Origin of the sequence: Microbacterium shimangi, assembly GCF_043556445.1 — a bacterium.
Classification (GTDB): Bacteria; Actinomycetota; Actinomycetes; order Actinomycetales; family Microbacteriaceae; genus Microbacterium.
Map to the genome: position 1 here is coordinate 565,164 of NZ_JBIGII010000003.1, position 20,527 is coordinate 585,690.

Here is a 20,527-nt window from a genome sequence, read left to right on the forward strand (position 1 = left end):
TCGGTCGGCCTCAGGCGGGCAGCGCCACTCCGTGCTCGCCCGCATAGTCCTCAACGGCTGCGACGTACGCCGCCCGACGCGCGGGGGTGAGCCACGACGCCTCGAAGGAGTTCACGGCGAGCTGCACGAGGTCGGTGAGCGAGAGCTCTGCCTTCTCGGCGAGAGCGACGTAGTTGTCGCCGACATAGGCGCCGAAGTAGGCCGGGTCGTCGGAGTTGATCGTCACGCGCACGCCCTCGCGCAGTAGCCCGACGATCTCGTCGGACTTCATCTGCTCGGTCACGAACGAGTTCGACACGGGGCAGGTCGTGAACCCGAGCCCGCGCTCCTTCGCGAGGGCGACGAGTGAGGGGTCTTCGACGATGTTCGTGCCGTGGTCGATCCGGTCGACCCCGATCTGCTCCATGACGGCGCGGATGTTGTCGACCGAGCCGACCTGGTCGATGTCGCAGTGCATCGTGAGGAAGAACCCCTCAGCCTTGGCGCGCGCGAAGACGGCGGCGAACTTGCCCGGCGGGTTGTCGCGCTCGTCGGAGTCGAGACCGACCCCGATGATCCACGCACGGTAGGGCAGCGCCTCCATGAGGGTCGCCATCGCGAACTCGGCCGAGAAGTCGCGGAGGAAGCAGAGGATCAGCTCGGCGCTGATGCCCAGCTCGTCCTGCGCGCGCACCGCCGCGCGCCGGTAGCCGCCGATCACGTTCTCGAACGGCACTCCACGACTGGTGTGCGCCTGCGGGTCGAAGAACATCTCGGCGTGCACGACGCCCTGCTCCTTCGCCCGCAGCAGATAGGCCCACGCCAGGTCGTGGAAGTCGTCGGCCGTCTGCAGCACGTTCATCGCCGGGTAGTAGACCGCGAGGAAGCTCGTCAGGTCGGTGAAGTCGTAGGTCGCCTTGACCGCCTCGACGGTCTTCTCCTCGAGTTCGATGCCGTTGCGCGCGGCCAGCGCGAACTTCAGCTCAGGTTCGAGAGTCCCCTCGAGGTGCAGGTGCAGCTCGGCTTTGGGCAGGCCGAAGGCGAAGTCGCTCAGCGTGGTCATGCGGGTGTCCTTTCGGGCGGACGGATGCTGTGAAGTCGGGCGAACATGTCAGGAGCGGTCGGCCATGCCCATGCGGGCAAGGATCACCGACTCGGCGATCTGCACGAGGTTGTAGAGGATGAGCGCGGTGCCGGTGACGAGCACGACCGCGGTCCATACCGCGGAGAACTGCGCTCCGGCGATGTAACCGCCGACGGCCCCGCCGATGCCGCCGCCCACGGCGAGCCACTCCGCGAGGAGGGCACCGGTGATGGCGCCGGGCACCGAGATGCGCACGGCCGCGAAGAACGCGGGCGACGAGCTGGGCAGGGCGACCTTGCGCAGCCGCGTCCATGCGTTGCCGCCGTAGACCGAGATGAGGTCGTTCATCTGCGGCGACGCCGACTTGAGGCCGAACACGATGTTCACGAGCGCGGGAAAGAGCACGACGATGCCGCCGATGACGGCAACCGAGGCGAACTCGCGGCCGAAGATGAGGATGATGACGGGCGCCATCGCGACGAGCGGCACCGAACGCAGCAGCATGGCCATCGGCATCAGCGCGTTCTCGATGCCCTTGCTCAGCTGGAACACGACGGCCACGACCAGCGCGACCGCGAGCCCGGCAGCGAATCCGACGAACGCGTGCCCGAGCGTCACGCCGAGCTGCCCGAAGAGCTGCGCGCGGTTCGCCTCGGCGTTGGGAACCGTGACGAGGAAGTTCCAGACCTCGATCGGCCCCTTGCCCACATAGGCCGACACCCGGAAGAGCCACAGCGCGCCGACCCAGATGACGATCACCGCGACGATGGTGAGAGCGAAAGTGAGGAGCGCTCGGCTGAGGGCGCGAACCGTCGACTTCGTCGTTTCTCGACGAATTTCCGCGTTCAGCTTCGCGAACGATTCGGCCGATCCGGCGACGGTGGCGCCGGGCAGGGTTTCCATGGTCATCGGGATACTCCCTTCGACCAGGGCGCCACGGCGCGAGAGACGAGACCGAGAAGCGCGTAGCCGATCAAAGCCACCGCTCCCGAGGCCAGCGCGATGTCCCATACGCGCGCCGAGTTGAGAGCCTGCTGGGCGGCGATCATGGCCGGGCCGACGCCCACGGTGATCTTGCCGAAGAACTCGCCCAGCACTGCACCCAGGAAGGCGGCGGGAACGGCGATCTGCAGGCCGTTGAGCATCGCCGGGAGTGCCGCGATGAGGCGCACCTTGCGCAGCTGGGTCAGTCGCGACCCCCCGTAGACCGTGATGAGGTCGAGGCTCGACTTGTCGGCGGCCTTGAGGCCGAGGAGCGCCCCGACGACGGTGGTGAAGAAGCAGCTGAGGGCGGCGAGAATGACCGCCGTCGTCGACGGCTGGCCCGCGGTCGGGATGGGAACGATGACCGTGAGCAGCAGACCGAGCGCGACGATGGGGATGCAATACGTGATGATCGCGATCTGCATGACGACGCCCTCGAGGCGGGGGACGACGAGCACGAGCCCGGCGAGCACGAGCGCGAGCCCGTTGCCCCACAGATAGCCGATTCCGGCCTCGGTCAGGGTGATGCCGAAGTTGCGGGCGTAGAACTCCCACCCGGTGTCGGCGTACTCCACAACCACCTGCAGCGGGGTGGGGATGGCCTGCACCCCGCCCGGACCGACGTTCGAGAACACCGTCGCCGCCAGAATCCACCAGACGGCGATGATGCCGGCCACTCCGATGGCGCCCGTGAGCCAGGCCGGGAGTTTGACGTCTTCCCACTGGACGGTGCGCGGTCTGGCCAGTTCAGTGGTCATCGGCGGCGGCGCCCCCGGCACCGAACAGCAACTCCTGCGCGTGGTCGACGTACGCGTGGAACTCGGGGCTGCGCATCATCTCGGGCGTGCGAGGACGCGGGAGGTCGATCGTCATGACCTCCTTGATCCGGCCAGGACGCGGGCTCATGACGGCGACCTGGTCGGAGAGGAAGATCGCCTCCGAGATGCCGTGCGTCACGAGGAGGGTCGTTGCGGGTTTCTCGGTCCAGATGCGCAGCAGCTCGAGGTTGAGCTTCTGCCGGGTCATGTCGTCGAGTGCGCCGAACGGCTCGTCGAACAACAGCACCGACGGCTTCATGATGAGCGATCGGGCGATCGACACGCGCTGGCGCATACCGCCCGACAGCTGTGCCGGCTTGGCCTTCTCGAAACCCTTGAGCCCGACGAGGTCGATCATCTCGGCGACGTACGCCTTGTCGACGGGCTTGCCTGCGACCTCGAACGGCAGCTGGATGTTCGACTGCACGCTCCGCCACGGCAGGAGCGCCGAGTCTTGGAACGCGATGCCGAGCTCGTTGCCGCGACGAAGTTCTTTCGGGCTCTTCCCGTCGACGCGCGTCGTGCCGCTGGTGGGGTCTTCGAGGCCCGCGAGGATCCGCAGGATCGTCGACTTGCCGCAACCCGACGGACCCAGCAGGGCGAGGAAGGTGCCCTGATCGGTGTGCAGGTTGGCGTCCTGCAACGCGACGACGCTCTTGCGCCCCACGCTGAAGACCTTGTTCAGTTCGGTGATCTGCAGGCCGGTGCCCAGGGTCGTCCCCTGGGCACCGGTCTGGGTGGCCATATCGGTCACAGTATTACTCCAGAAAGGATCTCAGCCCGCGTAGGCGATGAGGTCCGGGTTCTCTTCGTAGACCTCGGCCAGCAGGCTGAGGTCGAACAGGTCGGATGCTTCGAGCGTGATCCCCGCGCCGGCGAGGCTGTCGATCGTCGTCGCCTGCAGGTCGTCGGAGATCGTGAACAGACCGTTCTCTTCGGTCTCGTCGGACACGACGAGCAGGTTCTGCGCCTCGGAACCGGCGAGGGTCTTGGCCGGGTCGAGATCGAGGTCGACACCGTAGGTCTCGATCGCCAGGTCGGCGCCCGCCTGAGGATCGGCGAGGGCGTCGGTCCAGCCCTTGATCTCGGCGACCAGGAAGGCCTTGAGCATCTCGCGGTTGTTCGCGATCGCCTCGTCGGTGGTCGTCACGGTCTCGGCGACGAACGGCAGACCGTTCTCGGCGAACGGGAGGTTGGTCGTCGCCAGCCCCTCCATCTCGACCGAGATGGCCTCGTTGGTGAGGTAGGCGATGAAGCCGTCGACCTCGCCGTTGACCAGCGGGGCCGGGTCGTACTGCACCGGGACGATGGTGAGCTCGGAGGCATCGATGTCGTTCGCGGCCAGCAGCGCGTTGAACAGCGTCAGGTTGGAATCCTGCACACCGATCTTCTTGCCCTTCAGGTCGTCGGGGCTCGCGATGTTGCCGCCGTCTTCGAGCGACAAGACGGTGAACGGGTTGGCCTGGAAGGTCGCGCCGATGATCTTCAACGGGGCGCTCTCGTTCGCCACGGCGGCGCCGACCTGCACAGCGTCGCTGAGGGCGATGTCAGCGGTTCCGCCGAGCAGCTCGGGAACGCCGCCCGAGGGTCCGGGGACGAGGTTGACCGCGTCGAAGCCGGCCTCTTCGTAGTAGCCGTTCTCGGTGGCGAGGTACTCGCCCGCGAACTCTTCGTTGAAGATCCAGCTGAGCTGAAGGGTGATCTCGCCGAAGCCTTCGGCTGCGCCGGCGCTGGCCTCATCGGCGGGGGCGCCCTCGGTCGTACCGCCCGCGCAAGCGGTCAGGGCGACGGCGGCGATGGCGATCCCGGCGAGGGCTGCGGCTGCGCGCTTGGCGCGCCGCGGGGAAAGGAAGGACATGGGCTCTCCAGACGAACGTGGTGCATCGGGTAGGAACGCGCTCGTCCAGGGCCTCGACACTGCGCGTGTGGTCGACGGTAGGCGATGTAGATTTCACGAACACTGGCGCGATGTTTCGCCGCCGTTACGAGTGCGAGATCAGCGGGGCTCGGCGGCGAGGTGCAGCACCGACTCGGCGAGCGCCCGGATGCCCGCGGCGACGTCGGACGCCGAGACCGCCTCGTCGGGGTGGTGGCTGATGCCGTCGGGGTTCCGCAGAAACAGCATGCCGACGTCGGTGATGGCGCCCATGGCCATGGCGTCGTGCCCCGCGCGGCTGAAGATCTCGGGCACTTCGCCGGAGCCGCGGATGCCGGCGCGCACCACGTCTTGCAGAAGCGGCGCGCAGAACACGGCGGGGGCGTTGTGCACCTCGCGCGCGTGCCAGCGAAGGCCTCTCCGCCCCATCGCCTCGTCGGCTTCGCGCGCGATCGCGTCCCAGACCCGGTCGCGCTCGCCGTCGAACTCTCCGCGCAGGTCGACCGACAGGTGGGCTTCCCCTGGCACGATGTTGACCGCCCCGGGGAACGCCTCGAGCTGACCGACGGTGCCGACGATGTGGTGCTCGCCGCGGCAGATCCGCTCGACGGCCAGGGCGATCTCACTCGCTCCCAAGAGCGCGTCGCGGCGCATGTCGTAGGGGGTGCCGCCGGCGTGCCGGGCCTCGCCCTCGACCACGAGCTGGAACCGCCGGGCGCTCGCGATCGACGACACGACCGCGAGTGACTCGCCGCGACGGTCGAGCTCTGGCCCCTGCTCGATGTGGGCTTCGAGGTAGCCGACCAGTTCGTCGGGTCGCCGGGCGGCCTCGCCGATCCGCCCCGGGTCGAGCCCGAACTCGAGGAACGCCTGGCGAAGGGTCACCCCGTCGGCGTCGGCGAGGCGCCACCAATCGTCGTTCCAGGTGCCGGCGACGGCCGAGGAACCCAGGAGGGCTTTGCCGAAGCGGGTCCCCTCTTCGTCCGAGAACGCCACGACCTCCAACGCGAACGGGAGGGGCGACGAGGCGAGCCCGTCGTCGCCGATGCTTCGCAGCATCCGCACCACTTCGAGGCCCATCAGAACGCCGACGATGCCGTCGAACCGCCCGGCGTCGGGAACGGTGTCGAGGTGCGACCCGATCATGAGCGCCGGACCGGCGCCTGAGCCTGTACCCACGGTCGCCGACCGGGCAGGGTCGAGCCGCCCGATCTGGTTTCCCGCAGCATCCTGTCGCGTGGTCATGCCGATCTCGCGCATCCACTCGGCCGCGAGCCGGTTCACGCGGGCGTGCTCGGTCGAGAGGTAGACGCGCTCGATCCGTCCGGGGGTGGCCGTCACGCGGGCGAGTTCGTCGCAGCGCTGCATCACCCGGCGCGCGGCCGCCACGATGCGCTCGGAATCGACCTCGAGTCGGGTCTGCACGCCTCAGTCGCCCCCGGGGAGGTCGGTACCGGCGTAGACGTCGGCCGCCGCTTCGACCCCGCCGCCGGCCGGAACAGCGACGCCGAATCGGCGCAGCACCGTCTCGAGCGCGGCGAGCGTCTGCAGCACCGCGTCGGTGCGGGCGTTGTAGCCCATGGTTCCGATGCGCCACACCCGACCGTGGAGCGGGCCGAACGACGTGCCGATCTCGATGCCGAAGTCTTCGAGCATCGCGGCGCGCGCCGCGTCTCCGGGTACCCCCTCGGGAATCTCGACGCCGACGACGTTGGTCATCTTGTGCGAGACGTCGCCGAAGACGGTGAGCCCGAGCCCGCGCACACCGGCGAGCATCGCGTCACCGTGCAGACGGTGACGGGCGATGACGGCCGCGCGGCCCTCGAGCAGCAGCACCCGTGCGCATTCCCGCGCCCCGTAGAGCATCGTGGTCGCCTCGGTGTGGTGGTTGAGTCGCCGGGGGCCCCAGTAATCGAGGATCATGCCGAGATCGAAGTAGTTCGATCGCACGAAGTCGGATGCTGAGGGGTCGCCCGCCTCGCGGATGCCGGCCTCGATACGCGCGCGCGACCGGATGACCTCCACCGCCGCGCCCGACAGACTGATCGGCGCCGAACCCGACGGGCCGCCGAGGCACTTCTGGAGTCCGGCGGTGGCCGCATCCAGCCCCCAGGCGTCCATCTCGAACTCGTTGCCGCCGAGCGAGGCGGTCGCGTCGGTGTAGAACAGCACGCCGTTTGCGCGGCAGATCTCGCCGATCTCGTCGAGCGGCTGGAGCATCGTGGTGGAGGTATCGCCCTGCACGAGGCCGAGCAGGTGCGGCTTCACGCGCTCGATGGCCTCGCGGATCGCCGACACCGGGAACACCTCGCCCCACGGCACCTCGATCGTGTGCACCTCGGCGAGCGCCCGCTCGGCGATCTCGGCGAGCAGGTGGCCGAACCGGCCGAAGATCGGCACCAGCACGCGGTCGCCGGGGCGCACGAGCGAGACGATCGCGGCCTCGATGCCGGCGCGCGAAGTGCCGTCGACCAGCACCGTCGCGTCGTTCTCGGTGGCCCACACCTGGCGGTAGAGCTCCTGCGTCTCGGTCATCGTCGCCGTCATGAACGGGTCGTACTGACCCACGAGCGGCGCGCCCATCGCCCGCAGCACGCTCGGGTACGCCGAGATCGGACCGGGCCCCATGAGCAGGCGCGGGGGTGGGTCGATCGGACCGGGGAGGTTCATGGTGTCTCCGTTCGAGAGGTCAGGCTGTGGGTTCGGTGCGGGTGAGCACTGCGGCGGCGAGGCGCCGGGCGAGGCGCACGAGGGCGATGTCGGTGCCGGCGCGCGAGACGAGGCAGACGCCGACCGGGGCGTCGCCGAGGGGAGAGGCGACGGTGAGGAGCGGCACCGACACGGCGGGGAGCCCGGCGACGGCGGCGGGCACGGTCATGCGCAGGGTCGCCGCCCGCGTGGCATCGACGTCGGCGGGCTCGGCCGTGCGTGCCGGGGCGGGCCCGGGCGCCGTCGGAAAGATCAGCACCGCGTCGCGCACGAGATCGACGAGGCGGGCGCGCAGCGGAACGAGTGACGAGCGAGCGGATGCTTCGGCGTCGGCCGTCACGGCGGCTCCTGCCCGCAAGCGCTCGGCGACCGCCGGCCCCACGGCACCCGGGTGCGCGGTGAGCCATTCGCCGTTGTTGCGCCACGCTTCGGCGCCCTGCACCGCGCGGAACGCCGCGGCCGGCGCGTCGAGTTCGCCGATCGAGACGTCGTCGACGGCGGGGGCGTCGGCCGAGCCGGCGAGGGCGGCGAGGAGCGCATCGAAGGCGGCGAGCGTGCCGGGGTCGGCGTTCGCCCGCACCTCGGTCGGCACACGGAAGCGCCACGGCAGGTCGGTGGTCGACTCGCCCCAGACGCTCTCGGTCGACTCCGACCCGTCGTAGCTCAGGCACCAGTCGGCGACCCGCTGCAGGGTGTCGCCGTCACGGGTCAGCCAGCCGACGGTGTCGAACGACTGCGCGAGCGGCAGCAGGCCCTGGCGCGGCACGAGGCCGTGGGTCGTGCGCAGACCCCAGAGCCCCTGGTACGACGCGGGCACGCGGATCGAGCCCGCCGTGTCGGTGGCGAGGCCGACCTCGGCCTGGCCCGTCGCCACGGCCGACGCCGGGCCGTTCGACGATCCGCCGGGAAGGGCGCCGGGCACCGCGCCGTTGGGCGGGGTGCCGTAGTGCGGGTTGTCGCCCGCGATCGAATAGGCGAACTCGTCGGTGCGCGCGATGCCGCGGAGCGACGCGCCACCGCGCAGCAGATCGGCGACCGCGGCGGCGGTCGTGGTCTCGGGGCGGGCGCCCTCGAGGTAGGTCGGATTCCCGGCCCCGATGCGGAAGCCTTTGATGGCGAAGAGGTCTTTGACCGCCACGGTGAGGCCGACGAGCGGCCCCTCCCACGCGCCCTGGAAGAACGGGTCTCCGACGCTCCGCCACACCGTGCGGTCGAGCGCCTGGGCGCGACCGGTCACGTGGGCGGCCGTGATGAGCCAGCTCCCGTCGATGAGCTGCCAGACCTGGGTCTGCAGCCCCGACCCTCCGCCGCGGTAGCGCGACACCGACACGAGCAGGGCGACGTCGGGGGCGAGCGGGCGGTATTCGATGCTCTCGATCGTGCGCGCGGGCACCCCTCCCCGCAGCCGGCGGAACGCGAGCAGCGCTTCGTCGCCGACGAGGAGTCCGGCAGCATCGCCCCGCATCACGTCGGGTCCCGACGCGAAGGTAGCGTCGAGCACCGCGACGTCGTCGACCATGAGCGCGCTCTCGTACGCCTCGAAGGCCGCGCGCAGGTCGGCGGGTATCTCGCTCATCGCGCTGCCTCCGCGCCGGGCGCATCCGGCGTAGGAGGTGACGCCGTCGTAGGACGATCCGCCCGGGATGCTCCGACGTCGGCACCGGCTCCTCCGCCCGACACCACCGCGCGGGGCACCGCGGCGAAGTCGGCCTCGCGGATGCGGGCGTGGACGCCCGAGACGATGTCGACGACCTGCGAGATGTCGAAGTCGGTCGCCGCGCTCAGGTACGCGTAGGCGAGGTGCTCGTCGAGGCCCCAGCGCGCCCGGATCAGCGACAGCGCCGCCCTCACGCACGCGCGCATCGCGGCGCCGAGATCGGGGTCGAGTCCGGTCGGCACCAGGTACTCGTCGGTGCGGACGAGGGGTCCGGTGATCTCGCCGAACTCGGCGAGAGCCTCGTCGCGCGCGACGACCTCGAACCGCAGCGTCGCCCGCAGCGAGGCTTCGAGAGCGGTGAGCGCGACCTCGCCGTCGCCCTGCGCGAAGTGCGGGTCGCCGATGTACGCCAGTGCGCCGTCGACCTGCACGGGCAGGTAGAGCACCGTCCCCTCGACGAGGAGGTTGATGTCGATGTTGCCGCCGTGGGAGCCCGGCGGCACCGAGTGGGGTCGGGCGCCGCCGGCGACGGCGACCCCCATCGTGCCGAGGAACGGCGCGAGCGGGAACGTCACGACCGGCTCGCCGCCCTCGACCACGGGCAGCGCGCCGTACAGTCGGCCGTCGCGCTCGACGACCGGGGCGAAGACGCTCACGTTGCCGGGAGTCCGCGGCAGTTCACCCACGAGGGCACCTTTACCGTGGCGGTTCGAGATCACTCCGTACGGCACCCGCGGTACGAGGAACACCACCGTGATCTTCAGCAGGTCGCCGGGCCGCGCCCCCTCGACGCGGATCGGCCCGGTGACCACGTGCGGGCCGTCGACGGCCGGGTCGCGGGCGACGGATGCGGCGATCTCGACCGCATCATCGAGCACCTCCGACGCCGGCACCCCGTGCGACGCGAAGAACGCCCGCGGATCTTTGCCCTGGTCCTCGAGGATGCCCTCGTGCGAGACGGTGTCGATCGTGACGGTCTGACCGGGCGAGATGGTGAGGACCGCCGCATCCGTCTCGCAGGGAAGCCTGCCCCACAGCACGGTGTCGGGCGCCGAGCGGAGGTAGTGGTCGCCGGGCGTCGCGCCGATGCCGGGCTGGAGGATCTCGACGGTCATCGTTCTCCCTCAGGCTTCGGTCGCGGATTCGGCCAGGATCTCACGGCCCCGACGTTCGGCGACACCGTCGGTGGCGCTGTACGCGAGTCCGCCGTGCACGTAGGTCGCCTCGACCGCCCCGCGGAGCGTCTGCCCGTGCCAGGGCGACATCTTGTTGCGGTACTCGAGCTTCGCCGCGTCGACCGGGTGCGCGGCATCCGGATCGAAGGCGACGAGATGTGCTGGCTCGCCCGCGGCGAGACGCCCCCGCCCGCCGAGGCCTCCGATGCGCGCCGGCCCGGTGGTGAACAGCGGCAGCAGTCGCTCGATCGCGATGCCGCGGCGGAGGGCTTCGGTGTACACCGCGCGGAACCCGGTCTGCAGACCCGAGATGCCGCCCCACGAGAGGCCGAAGTCGGACGACGACTTGAGGTCGGGCGTCGACGGCGAGTGGTCGCTGACGATCGCATCGATCGTGCCGTCGAGCACTCCCTGCCACAGCAGGTCTTGGTTCGCGGCGTCGCGGATGGGCGGGCAGCACTTGAACTGCGCGGCTCCGGCGGGCACGTCTTCGGCCCGGAGCGTCAGGTAATGCGGGCAGGTCTCGACCGTGAGCGGCACGCCGTCGGCCTTCGCCGCGCGTACCGCGTCGAGCGCGCCGCCGTCGGAGACGTGCACGATGTGGGCGCGCCCGCGGGTGCGGCGGGAGGCCTCGATGACGGTGACGATCGCTTCGAGCTCGCTCTGCGGCGGGCGAGAAGCGACGAAGTCGGCGTACTGCTCGCCGAGCGGGCCGTCGGCGTGCAGGTGCGCAGGGTCTTCGGCGTGGACGATCAGGATGCTGCCGAGCCGCGCGATCTCGCCGAGAGCCGCCTCGAGCTGAACCGCGTCGAGGTGCCCGAACTCGTCGATCCCCGACGGCGAGAGGAAGCACTTGAACCCCACGACGCCCGCGGCATCGAGCGCGGCGAGGCGACCGAGGTTCTCGGGCACCGCGCCTCCCCAGTAGCCGACGTCGACCGCGAGCTTCCTCTCGGCCGCGGCGCGCTTCGCGGCAAGAGCCTCGACGCTCGTCGTGACGGGAACGCTGTTGAGCGGCATGTCGAGCACGGTCGTGACGCCGCCGGCGGCAGCGGCGGCCGTCCCCGTCGCGAACCCCTCCCACTCGGTGCGCCCCGGCTCGTCGAGGTGCACGTGCGAGTCGACCAGGCCGGGCAGCAGCATCCGTCCGTCGTCGAGCACGAGGTCGGCGCGGGAGTCGAACACGTCGATCGCGGCGATCACCCCGTCGGCGATCCGCACGGTCGCCGGCTCGAAGGCCGCGCCCGTCCAGACGCGGTTCGCGGCAACCGAGGCGGGCGAGGCGGAGAACGCGGTCATGACGCCCACGCTATGCGCGCCGCGTTTCCCGGATGTTACCCAGGGCAACATTTTCGTCCCGCGCCCGAAATGCGGGGTCGGTACGGTGACGGCATGGAACTGAGCGATTTCGACGCGGCCGACGACGCCCGAGCGACGGCGACCGCCCGGGTGTGGGCCGAAGTGCCCGGGTGGGTCAATGCGATCGTCACCGGGCGCCCCTTCGGCTCGGTCGACGCCCTCGCCTCGTACGCCGGCGCGCTCGCTGCGCAGTGGACGCCCGCCGACCTGGAGGCAGCCCTCGCGCATCATCCGCGCATCGGCTCGCGAGCAGAGGGGGCGGATGCTGCGGCGTCGGCCTCGCGCCGCGAACAGGCCTCGATGTCGACCGCGGCCGACGACATCGTCGGCGCGATCGCCGCCGGGAACGCGCGCTACGAGCAGCGCTTCGGGCGGGTCTTCTTGATCCGCGCGGCCGGGCGCACGCCGTCGGAGATGCTCGCCGAGCTCGAACGGCGCCTCGGGAACGACCCCGAGACCGAGACCCGCGAGGCTACCGCGCAGCTCGCCGAGATCGCGCTGCTGCGCCTGCGAGAGACGTTCGCCACGCCGACCCTTCCGGAGGAGAACGAATGACCCACATCACCACGCATGTGCTCGACGCCGCCACGGGAGACCCCGCCGCCGACGTCTCGATCGTGCTCGCCCACGCGTCGGGCGGAGCCGTCACCGCCGAGGCCGCCGGCGCGATCGTCGCCCACGGGTCGACGAACGAGGACGGCCGACTCGCCCTCGGCCCCGACGCTCTCGAGCCCGGCGACTACACCCTCACCTTCCTCACGGGCGAGTATTTCGCCGCCCGTGAGACCCCGACCTTCCACCCCTACGTCACCGTGACCTTCACGGTCGACAGCTCGGGCCGGCACCTGCACGTGCCGCTGCTGCTGAGCCCTTTCGCCTACTCGACCTACCGGGGGAGCTGACCATGAGCGACGTGACCGTCAGCCTCGGAGCCAACAAGTACGGCAAGGCCGAGAACCGGGTCGTCCGGATCGTGCGCGACACCGCCCGACACGAGATCATCGACCTCAACGTCACCACCCAACTGCGCGGAGCGGCCCTCGCGGGGGCTTATCTCACGGGCGACAACTCGCTCATCGTGGCGACCGACACCCAGAAGAACACGGTGTTCGCGTTCGCCAAGGAACACGGCATCCGCTCGCCCGAGGAGTTCCTCCTCTCGCTCGCCGACCACTTCACCTCGTCGTTCGAGTGGATCGAGGGGGGCCTCTTCCAGGCGGAGCAGTATGCGTGGGAGCGCATCGCCGTCGACGGCGTGCCCCACGACCACTCGTTCGTGCGGCAGGGTCAGGGCACACGCTTGGCGACCGTGCAGGCTATCCACGGTGCGGTGCACGTGACCGGCGGGGTGAAAGACCTCACCGTGCTGAAGTCGACCGGCAGCGAGTTCGCCGGCTTCCCCCGCGACCGCTACACCACGCTCGCCGAGACCAACGACCGCATCATGGCGACCTCGGTGACGGGGCGCTGGCGGTTCCTCCCCGAAGCGGTCGAGGCGGGCATCGACTACCACGGGCTCTACACCGAGGTCTCAGAGCTCTTGCTCTCGACCTTCGCCTCGGTGCACTCTTTCGCGCTGCAGCAGACCCTCTGGGAGATGGGCAAGGCTGTCATCGAGGCACGGCCCGAGATCGCCGAGGTGCGCTTCGCGATGCCGAACAAGCATCACTTCGTCGTCGACCTCTCGGCGTTCGACCTCGAGAACCCGAACGAGGTCTTCATCGCCGCCGACCGCCCCTACGGCCTCATCGAGGGCACCGTCACCCGCGACGGCGCAGCTCCCGCGCCCGAGGCCTGGACGGACGTCCCGGCGTTCATCTGAACCGCGGCCCGGCCGCGAGACCCGTTCCCCGTGGCGAGACCCCGACAGAAAGCCCGGGTCTCGCCGCGAGAACGGGGTCTCGGGTAGGGCCGGTGGCCTGGTGCGGGTCAGACGTGGAAGAGCGCGTGCAGCGGAGCGTCGCCGAGCGCGGCGCGACCCCCGAGGGCGTCGATCTCGAGCAAGGCCGCCGTGCCGATGACCTCGCTGCCGAGGGTGTGGACGAGCTCGCGCCCCGCGGCGAGTGTGCCACCGGTGGCGAGCACGTCGTCGAGCAGCAGCACCCGCGTGCCCTTCGTCAGGTCGTCGTGCATCTCGATCGCCGCGGTGGCGTACTCCAGGGAGTAGGCGACGGATGCTGCGGGGCGCGGCAGCTTTCCGGCCTTGCGGATCGGCACGAGTCCGACTCCCGCGGCGATCGCGGCGGCTCCCGCGAGGAGGAACCCGCGCGCTTCGATGCCCGCGACCACGTCGAACTGACCGGCGAAGGGCTCGAGAAGGGCATCGATCGTCACGCGGAGGGCCGCAGCATCCGCCAGCAACGGGGTGATGTCACGGAAGACGATTCCCGGCTGCGGGTAGTCGGGAATCGAACCGATGAGCGATTCGGCGCGGGCGAGAGCAGAGGCGTCGGGCACCCAACGACCCTACGCGAGCGGCGCACGAGCACAGCGCGAGCAGGCGGGCGGGCGGCCTGAACATCGAGGCTGCGAGACGCACAGGAGGCATCGCGGCTAGACCCCAAAAGAAACGTTTTGTGGTTGACGCTTCTTCGGCTTACTGTGTGGGCATGCCCGAAGCCACCAACCCCCACGATCTCGCTGGCTTGCGGGTCGTGGCCCACCCGCTGCGATTACGCCTGCTGTCGCTCCTGACCGCGGAGGCCCTCAGCGCCACGGAAGCGGCGCGGGTCTTGGGCGAGAGCCAGGCGAACGTGAGCTACCACCTGCGTCGTTTGGCGCAGGTGGGTCTCGTGCAGCTCGTGGAAGAAACGAGTATTCGGGGCGGAACCGCCAAACGCTACCGGCACGACCCTGAAAGCGGCGAGGCTCTCGGCTCGGCGGGCGGCGTGGAGGAGCACCAGGCCTTGATGAGCTCTTTTGCCGCCGAGATGATTGCGCGCAGCGCGCGCTACGCATCGGGATCGGAACTCGTGTTCACCGAGGCGGAAGTCACTGTCTCCCGCGAAGCCTGGAAGCGCATCCAGGAAAAGGCACGCGAGATCGGAAAACTGATCCACGACGAAGCAGTACCCGCTGCCACGCCAGAAGGCATCCGGATCAGTGCCACGCTCGCGATGTTCGAGGTCAGCAGCCCCCAGCAAGGCCTCACGCCATGACGAGCAGCTACCTCGAGGTACTGCGCATGAAGGGCGCCTTGAGGGTCTTCGTCCCCGCGCTCCTCGGGCGGCTCTCCTTCGCCATGGTGACCCTGGTGCTGCTCTTCGCCGTAGAGCAGAGCACAGATTCGTTCGCCGTCGCCGGCGCGGCCACCGGGGCGTTCGGGCTCGCGAATGTGATCGCCTCCCCGTACCGCGCACGATTCGTCGACCGGCGCGGGCAACGCTTCGCACTCAACTCGCTGGCCATCGCCTTCGCGACCGGCCTCAGCGCCATCGCTGCGCTCACAGCCCAGCCCGAGCCGTCAGCAGGATTGCTCATCGGACTGGCGGCAATAACCGGCTTCTTCCCGCCCCCGCTCGGCGCCTCCATGCGTGTGCTCTGGGGGTCGCTCACCCCGCCGGGAGCACCGCGGACGAAGGCATACAGCATCGACGCCGTGTGCGAGGAGTTGCCGTTCACGACGGGACCACTGATCGCGGCGGCCATTGTCGCTGCGGCGTCACCGCCGGTCGGATTGCTGGCAACCGCCGCCGTCGCGTTGGCCGGAACCATCGGCATGACGAGTAGCCCGCTTTCGCGACAGCACGTTGCCGCCACCTCCGCCCCGCAGAAGAACTCACGGCCGTTGAAGCAGGCCGGGTTCCTCGCAGTCCTGATCGCACTGCTCGGCGTGGGCGTCGTGCTCGGAACCGTGGAGGTGGTCGCGCCCGCCATCGCCGACAGTCAGAATTCCATCGGACTGGCCGGCATCCTTCTTGCCGCTTTCGCCGCGGGCAGCGCAGCGGGAGGCCTGATTTACGGCCAGCGGACCTGGAGAACCTCGCTCGCGAAACGACTCCTCATCTCCGGCACGATCATGACCGTACTGTGTGCGGTCCTGACGATCGTTGGACCTGTCGTAGTTCTCGGCGCCGGACTCGCTGCGGTGGGATTCTTCCTGGCGCCTTCGCTCGTGACCGGATACCTGCTCGCCGATGACCTCACCACTGCAGAGGTGCGCACAGAGGCATCCAGCTGGATCAACACCGCCGTCAACGCCGGCGCAGCCGCCGCTGCCGTGGTCGTCGGGTTCACGGTCGATGCCTTGGAACCCCGCTTCGGGTTCCTCCTCGGCGCCGTAATAGCCCTCATCCTTCTGGCAGCCGCAGCCATTCCACTAATCAGAAAACACCCCAGGTACGGATGGAGCCCCGGGAGCAGACGAGTTCAGACGGGAAGAGACGCCAACGTCTCCGCTATCACGAGCACCGCGAGGATGAAGTAGACGCCCGCGGCGAGGTAGTGCAGCAGGGGCGCAGCTCGCTTCGAGCGTGCGAAACGTGCGCGCAGTGTCCCCGCCATCAGTCCGACTGCGCCGTAGAGCACGACCTCCATCAAGACGTTCACGGTGCCCAGCATCGCGAGTTGCGCCGTTGGCTGCGCGGCGGTTCCGAGAAACTGCGGCAGCACCGCCAGGAAGAACAGCATGACCTTCGGGTTCGTCAGACTGACGAGAACGCCTCGCGTGTACCAGCGGCCGACGGGTACAGGCTCGTCTTCCGCATTCAGGCGCGCGCTGCGAATCGTCGAGTAGGTCAGCCACAGAAGGTAGATCGCCCCTGCGAGTTTCAGACCGACCAGCACCAGAGGATAGGAGCGCGCGACCTCGCCAACACCGATGACGACAGCCCCGGCGTAGAGGCTCATCCCCGTGCCGATGCCGAGGATGGCTTGTATCGCGGCACGGCGACCGCCTTCGAGGCCGACTGCGATCATGTAAGCCATGTCCGGTCCCGGTGGGATGAGGAAGAGCAACACGACGGCGATGAATGCTGGCAGAACGCCGATATCGACCAACGATCAACCTTTCGTCGCGGCCGACTTCGAGCTAGTCCTGGTTCTCCGCGAACGAACCGGCATACCTGGTTCTATCACTCATCCGGCTCATAACGGAACCACCTATGGTGGTTCTATGATCTCGGGACCGCCCAGCTTCCGCCCCGGCACCGTGCTCGCCACAAGCTTCACGGGCACGCTCACCGAACGGCACGGCTCGCCCGTGGAGCGAATCCCCACGACCGAGCGACTCTGTGAATGGTTTGCGCAGCGCGACCTCGCTGTGACCCAGTGCGCAGCATCCGAACTACAAGACGCTTGGACGTTGCGTGAGGCGATCCACGCGGCGGCGACGGCCGCAGCGACCGGCGCTGCGCTTCCGGAACAGGACGTGCGGCGCATCAACGGTTTCAGCCTTCGCGGGTCTGTTGCGCCAGTTCTGATGCCCGACGGATCGTTGCACTGGAACCTGGGTCATCCCGCTTCGATCGACGCTGCGCTCAGTGTTATCGCCGCAGACGCCGTCGGCCTTCTTTCGGGCGCACGACCCGGCACCTTCGCCCTCTGCGCGTCACCCACGTGCCGGGCGGCATTTTTCGACACCAGCAGAAGCGGCACCAGACGATGGTGCGACATGAATACGTGCGGAAACCGCGAGAAGAAGGCCCGCCTTCGTGAACGCTCAGCCCCCGCGGGCCGATCCACAGCGCGATCCGGGTCGATGACGCCGGGAGTCGGCGGCTCGAGCTAACCCACCGGCCGACTCGCCGTCGAGACGACGACGGCTGCACCCACGGCGACGCTCGAGGCAACGACAGCCGCCGCCCACGCCCAGCGCGACACGGCACGCCGGGCGACGACGATCAGGTGCACGAGCAACGCGAGGACGGCGAGAGCGGCCACGACGGCGCCGATGACCGCCATCTCGAACACGGCGACCTTTCTCGTGGCGAAGCCAGTGTCGTCGGGTCCCGTGTACCACGTCATGGTGGTCTGGCTCGCGATGACGACCAGAGCGAACACGGCGATCAGGAGCAGGCCGGACGCGAAGATGATGCGCGGGACGCGGGACATGCTCCCAGTATGCAGATGCCGACGGCCGGCAGATCACCGCGAGAGACGCAATCTCTTCCGGGCCGGAACGACCGCAATTAGTGCCGTCCGGCGTTGCCGCGGAGGCCATGGCTCGTTCACCGCGGCGACAGACCCGCGTCGGTCGCCGCGAGAAGGTTCGTTCTGACAGCGCCGACGCGTCGCAAGCCGGTACGTATTACCACCCGAGACGCGCACGTCTGCGATCAGCGACGTACGAAGGAGCAGCACATGAGTTCACGCTCAGCGGGAAACTGGAGACGCCGAATCGCCTCCCTTGCAGGCATCGGCCTTCTGGCCAGCACGATCGCCGTATCGGGGCCGGCGATCGCACACGCGGCCGCGACCGACCCCGTCGAAGACGGAAAGTTCACGTTCGCCGTCATCCCCGACACCCAGGGCGAGGTGCTTCCGATCAACACGTCGAAGAACCTCTTCCCCGGCCGCACGCAGTGGCTGGTGGACAACAAGGCCGCTCTCGATCTGCGTTTCGTTGCTCACACGGGTGACGTGATCAACGGCGACCCCGACGACCACAGCTACATCAAGGTGGCTTCCGACGCGATGAAGAAACTCGACGACGCGGGCATCCCCAGCGCGCTGGCGCTCGGCGGCGTGGACTCCGGCGCCGTGGCCCCCGGTGGCGCGGCGAAGCCCGGCGTGGACGTGAGCGTGGGACTGCGCGATACGAGCAACTTCAGCAGCTTCTTCCCCGAGTCGCGCTTCCCCGGTGTGGTGACGTACCAGTCCGAAAAGATCGAGAACAACTACCAGGTCTTCTCCGCCGAAGGGAAGGACTGGCTGGTGCTCACGCTGGAGGTATGGCCGCGTACCGAGGTGGTCGACTGGGCGAAGACGGTCGTCGAGGCGCACCCGAACCACAACGTGATCGTCAACACGCACGAGTTCCTGTCGTCGAACGGCACCATCTCGACCAGCAAGAGCTACGGCGCCAACGCGCCGAGCTTCGTCTGGGACAACCTGGTCAAGCTCTACCCCAACATCAAGTTCGTGGTCAGCGGCAACGGGGGCGGAACTGCCAACAGCACGACACTGACGGGCGAGCAGGGCAACAAGATCGGCGCCGTCCGCGCGAACTTCGGAAGCGCCGGCGTCAACGCGGTCGAGCTCATCGAGATCAACACGATCGACAACACCGCCAGCACTCGGTACTACAGCCCGGCGAACAACCAGGCCTGGCCGGAACTGGCTACGACGTTCTCGGATATGGCGTTCGTGGCCGGCACCGCTGCGAACCCTGCCGCCGTCGTCGAGGCGATCGACGCGCTGCCCGCAACGGTCACACTGGCCGACAAGGCCGCCGTGCGCGCCGCGCGCGGTCTGTACAACAGCCTGACCGACGCCGATAAGACCCGCGTCGGGAACCTCGCCAAGCTGACCGCAGCCGAAGCGACCATCGCCGAGCTGACAGACGAGGCGACGTTCTCGATCGCCGTCCTTCCCGACACGCAGCAGGAAGTGGTCGTCACGAGCGCCATCACCAACAAGCACTTCAAGCAGCGCACGCAGTGGCTTGCCGACAACGCCGACGACCTCGACATGCGATTCGTTCTGCACACCGGTGACGTCGTCAACTGGGACACCCCCGATCACGACCAGTACGAGATCGCTGACGAGGCCATGAAGGTGATCGACGATGCAGGCATCCCCAGCCTGCTGACCATCGGCAACCACGACACCGCAGCGGTCGGCCCCGGTGGCTCCGCAGCTGACCCGACGAACACCCGGGCCCTCGTGCGCGACACCACGACCTTCAACAGCTACTTCCCCGTCTCGCGCTACCCCGGCGTCCAGACCTTCGAGCCGAACAAGATCGACAACGCGTACCGCACCTTCGAGGCGGGCGGCAAGAAGTGGCTCGTGCTCTCGCTCGAGCTCTGGCCGCGTACCGAGGCGGTCGAGTGGGCCAAGACCGTGGTGGAGAGCCACGCCGACTACAACGTCATCGTCTCGACCCACTCGTACCTCGACGGCGACAACGGCGGCATCTACCAGAACAGCGACTACGGCCAGAACTCCCCGCAGTACGTGTTCGACAACCTGGTCAAGCTGTACCCGAACATCAAGCTCGTGTTCTCGGGCCACACCGGCCTCACCGGCAGCCGCGTCGACACCGGCGTGAACGGCAACAAGATCGTGTCGATCCTCGGCACCATCCACAGCAGCAACACCAACCCGGTGCAGCTCGTCGAGATCAACGCGGCCGAGGGAACGGTCAGCAGCGAGTTCTACGTCCCGATCACCGATCAGGCCTACAGCGTCGAGCGGAATTTCGACAACCTGGGATTCGTCGACCCGAACCCCGCAGACACCGATGACCAGCAGATCTCGGTCACGGTGAAGGCCGATGCCGAGCCTGGTGAGTTCGTGTGGAGCATCGACGGCACGAATGGTCTGGTCGATCTGGGTACGGCCGAGCGCGAGGGCGATCACTACCAGGCGACAGGCGAGATCAACCCGATCCGCGTCACCGACACGCGCGTCCCCGGCGCGACGTGGGCGATCAGTGCACAGGTGGGCGACTTCAAGGCCGACGACCAGTCGTTCTCGGGCAAGTACCTCGGCTGGACGCCGAAACTGCTCGCAGCAGGCGGCGGTGCAACCGCGGGCGCCAGCGTCGCCTCCGGTTTCACCGGAGGTGACGGCCTGTCCGTCTCGTCCACCCTCGGAACCGCGGCGATCGGGCACGAGCTCGGCTCGGCTCTCCTCGGGGCCGACCTCGACCTCAAGTTGCCGGTCGATGTCGCTGAGGGCACGTATCTCGCCACGCTCACCCTGACTGCGTTGAGCTGACCG

20 protein-coding genes are annotated in these 20,527 nt (G+C 68.9%); 7 read left to right on the forward strand and 13 right to left on the reverse strand.

All coding sequences use genetic code 11. The features are described 5' to 3' along the window. Window positions 1-10: 10 nt before the first annotated feature. The 10 genes from add to allB form a co-directional block, all read right to left on the reverse strand. Window positions 11-1,042, reverse strand: coding sequence for an adenosine deaminase (gene add / locus ACFXQA_RS04290; RefSeq protein ID WP_394518560.1), 1,032 nt, complete (start codon window positions 1,040-1,042; stop codon window positions 11-13). 48 nt (window positions 1,043-1,090) lie between these two features. Further along, window positions 1,091-1,972, reverse strand: coding sequence for an ABC transporter permease (locus ACFXQA_RS04295; RefSeq protein WP_394518561.1), 882 nt, complete (start codon window positions 1,970-1,972; stop codon window positions 1,091-1,093). Then, window positions 1,969-2,805 (reverse strand): ABC transporter permease, encoded by an 837-nt coding sequence (locus ACFXQA_RS04300; RefSeq protein WP_394518562.1) that lies wholly within the window; start codon window positions 2,803-2,805, stop codon window positions 1,969-1,971. The genes ACFXQA_RS04295 and ACFXQA_RS04300 overlap by 4 nt, the downstream gene beginning before the upstream one ends. Continuing rightward, on the reverse strand, window positions 2,795-3,610 hold the full coding sequence (locus ACFXQA_RS04305; RefSeq protein WP_394518563.1) for an ABC transporter ATP-binding protein: 816 nt from the start codon (window positions 3,608-3,610) through the stop codon (window positions 2,795-2,797). The genes ACFXQA_RS04300 and ACFXQA_RS04305 overlap by 11 nt, the downstream gene beginning before the upstream one ends. A gap of 30 nt (window positions 3,611-3,640) precedes the next feature. Further along, window positions 3,641-4,723, reverse strand: a complete 1,083-nt coding sequence (locus ACFXQA_RS04310) for an ABC transporter substrate-binding protein (protein ID WP_394518564.1) — start codon at window positions 4,721-4,723, stop codon at window positions 3,641-3,643. Between the two features lie 138 nt (window positions 4,724-4,861). Next, the gene (locus ACFXQA_RS04315) at window positions 4,862-6,166 is read right to left on the reverse strand and encodes an allantoate amidohydrolase (RefSeq protein ID WP_394518565.1); all 1,305 of its coding nucleotides are present in this window, start codon (window positions 6,164-6,166) and stop codon (window positions 4,862-4,864) included. Window positions 6,167-6,169: 3 nt separating this feature from the next. Further along, window positions 6,170-7,411 (reverse strand): pyridoxal-phosphate-dependent aminotransferase family protein, encoded by a 1,242-nt coding sequence (locus ACFXQA_RS04320; protein WP_394518566.1) that lies wholly within the window; start codon window positions 7,409-7,411, stop codon window positions 6,170-6,172. 19 nt (window positions 7,412-7,430) lie between these two features. After that, window positions 7,431-9,026, reverse strand: coding sequence for an AtzH-like domain-containing protein (locus ACFXQA_RS04325; RefSeq protein ID WP_394518567.1), 1,596 nt, complete (start codon window positions 9,024-9,026; stop codon window positions 7,431-7,433). Then, window positions 9,023-10,222 carry an acetamidase/formamidase family protein gene (locus ACFXQA_RS04330; RefSeq protein ID WP_394518568.1) on the reverse strand — a complete coding sequence of 400 codons (1,200 nt, stop codon included), beginning with the start codon at window positions 10,220-10,222 and terminating at the stop codon, window positions 9,023-9,025. The genes ACFXQA_RS04325 and ACFXQA_RS04330 overlap by 4 nt, the downstream gene beginning before the upstream one ends. Before the next feature lie 9 nt (window positions 10,223-10,231). Then, window positions 10,232-11,581, reverse strand: a complete 1,350-nt coding sequence (gene allB / locus ACFXQA_RS04335; RefSeq protein ID WP_394518569.1) for an allantoinase AllB — start codon at window positions 11,579-11,581, stop codon at window positions 10,232-10,234. 93 nt (window positions 11,582-11,674) lie between these two features. Here allB and uraD point away from each other — a divergent pair, with 93 nt between their 5' ends. Genes uraD through pucL form a run of 3 tightly spaced genes read left to right on the forward strand, consistent with a single transcriptional unit; the run spans window position 11,675 to window position 13,463 of the window. Then, window positions 11,675-12,196 carry a 2-oxo-4-hydroxy-4-carboxy-5-ureidoimidazoline decarboxylase gene (uraD, locus tag ACFXQA_RS04340; protein WP_394518570.1) on the forward strand — a complete coding sequence of 174 codons (522 nt, stop codon included), beginning with the start codon at window positions 11,675-11,677 and terminating at the stop codon, window positions 12,194-12,196. After that, window positions 12,193-12,543, forward strand: a complete 351-nt coding sequence (gene uraH / locus ACFXQA_RS04345; protein ID WP_394518571.1) for a hydroxyisourate hydrolase — start codon at window positions 12,193-12,195, stop codon at window positions 12,541-12,543. Before uraD ends, uraH begins: the two co-directional genes overlap by 4 nt. 2 nt (window positions 12,544-12,545) lie before the next feature. Continuing rightward, the gene (gene pucL / locus ACFXQA_RS04350; protein WP_394518572.1) at window positions 12,546-13,463 is read left to right on the forward strand and encodes a factor-independent urate hydroxylase; all 918 of its coding nucleotides are present in this window, start codon (window positions 12,546-12,548) and stop codon (window positions 13,461-13,463) included. Between the two features lie 107 nt (window positions 13,464-13,570). Here pucL and ACFXQA_RS04355 read toward each other — a convergent pair whose 3' ends face one another. After that, window positions 13,571-14,098, reverse strand: coding sequence for an adenine phosphoribosyltransferase (locus ACFXQA_RS04355; protein WP_394518573.1), 528 nt, complete (start codon window positions 14,096-14,098; stop codon window positions 13,571-13,573). Window positions 14,099-14,250: 152 nt separating this feature from the next. On the opposite strand from ACFXQA_RS04355, the gene ACFXQA_RS04360 reads away from it, so the two are divergent. Both ACFXQA_RS04360 and ACFXQA_RS04365 read left to right on the forward strand, forming a co-directional pair. Then, entirely contained in the window at window positions 14,251-14,799 is a 549-nt protein-coding gene (locus tag ACFXQA_RS04360; RefSeq protein WP_394518574.1) for a helix-turn-helix domain-containing protein, read from the forward strand. Next, the gene (locus ACFXQA_RS04365; protein ID WP_394518575.1) at window positions 14,796-16,067 is read left to right on the forward strand and encodes an MFS transporter; all 1,272 of its coding nucleotides are present in this window, start codon (window positions 14,796-14,798) and stop codon (window positions 16,065-16,067) included. Before ACFXQA_RS04360 ends, ACFXQA_RS04365 begins: the two co-directional genes overlap by 4 nt. Here ACFXQA_RS04365 and ACFXQA_RS04370 read toward each other — a convergent pair. Beyond that, complete coding sequence (locus tag ACFXQA_RS04370; RefSeq protein WP_394518576.1) at window positions 16,010-16,558, reverse strand: LysE family translocator; 549 nt, start codon at window positions 16,556-16,558, stop codon at window positions 16,010-16,012. The genes ACFXQA_RS04365 and ACFXQA_RS04370 overlap by 58 nt on opposite strands. 196 nt (window positions 16,559-16,754) lie before the next feature. Here ACFXQA_RS04370 and ACFXQA_RS04375 point away from each other — a divergent pair, with 196 nt between their 5' ends. Continuing rightward, on the forward strand, window positions 16,755-17,369 hold the full coding sequence (locus ACFXQA_RS04375) for a CGNR zinc finger domain-containing protein (protein WP_394518577.1): 615 nt from the start codon (window positions 16,755-16,757) through the stop codon (window positions 17,367-17,369). Here the strand turns inward: ACFXQA_RS04375 and ACFXQA_RS04380 are convergent. Further along, the gene (locus tag ACFXQA_RS04380) at window positions 17,366-17,692 is read right to left on the reverse strand and encodes a hypothetical protein (RefSeq protein WP_394518578.1); all 327 of its coding nucleotides are present in this window, start codon (window positions 17,690-17,692) and stop codon (window positions 17,366-17,368) included. The genes ACFXQA_RS04375 and ACFXQA_RS04380 overlap by 4 nt on opposite strands. Window positions 17,693-17,941: 249 nt before the next feature. Between ACFXQA_RS04380 and ACFXQA_RS04385 the strand changes: the two genes are divergently transcribed. Next, the gene (locus ACFXQA_RS04385; protein ID WP_394518579.1) at window positions 17,942-20,524 is read left to right on the forward strand and encodes a metallophosphoesterase; all 2,583 of its coding nucleotides are present in this window, start codon (window positions 17,942-17,944) and stop codon (window positions 20,522-20,524) included. Window positions 20,525-20,527: the final 3 nt, after the last annotated feature.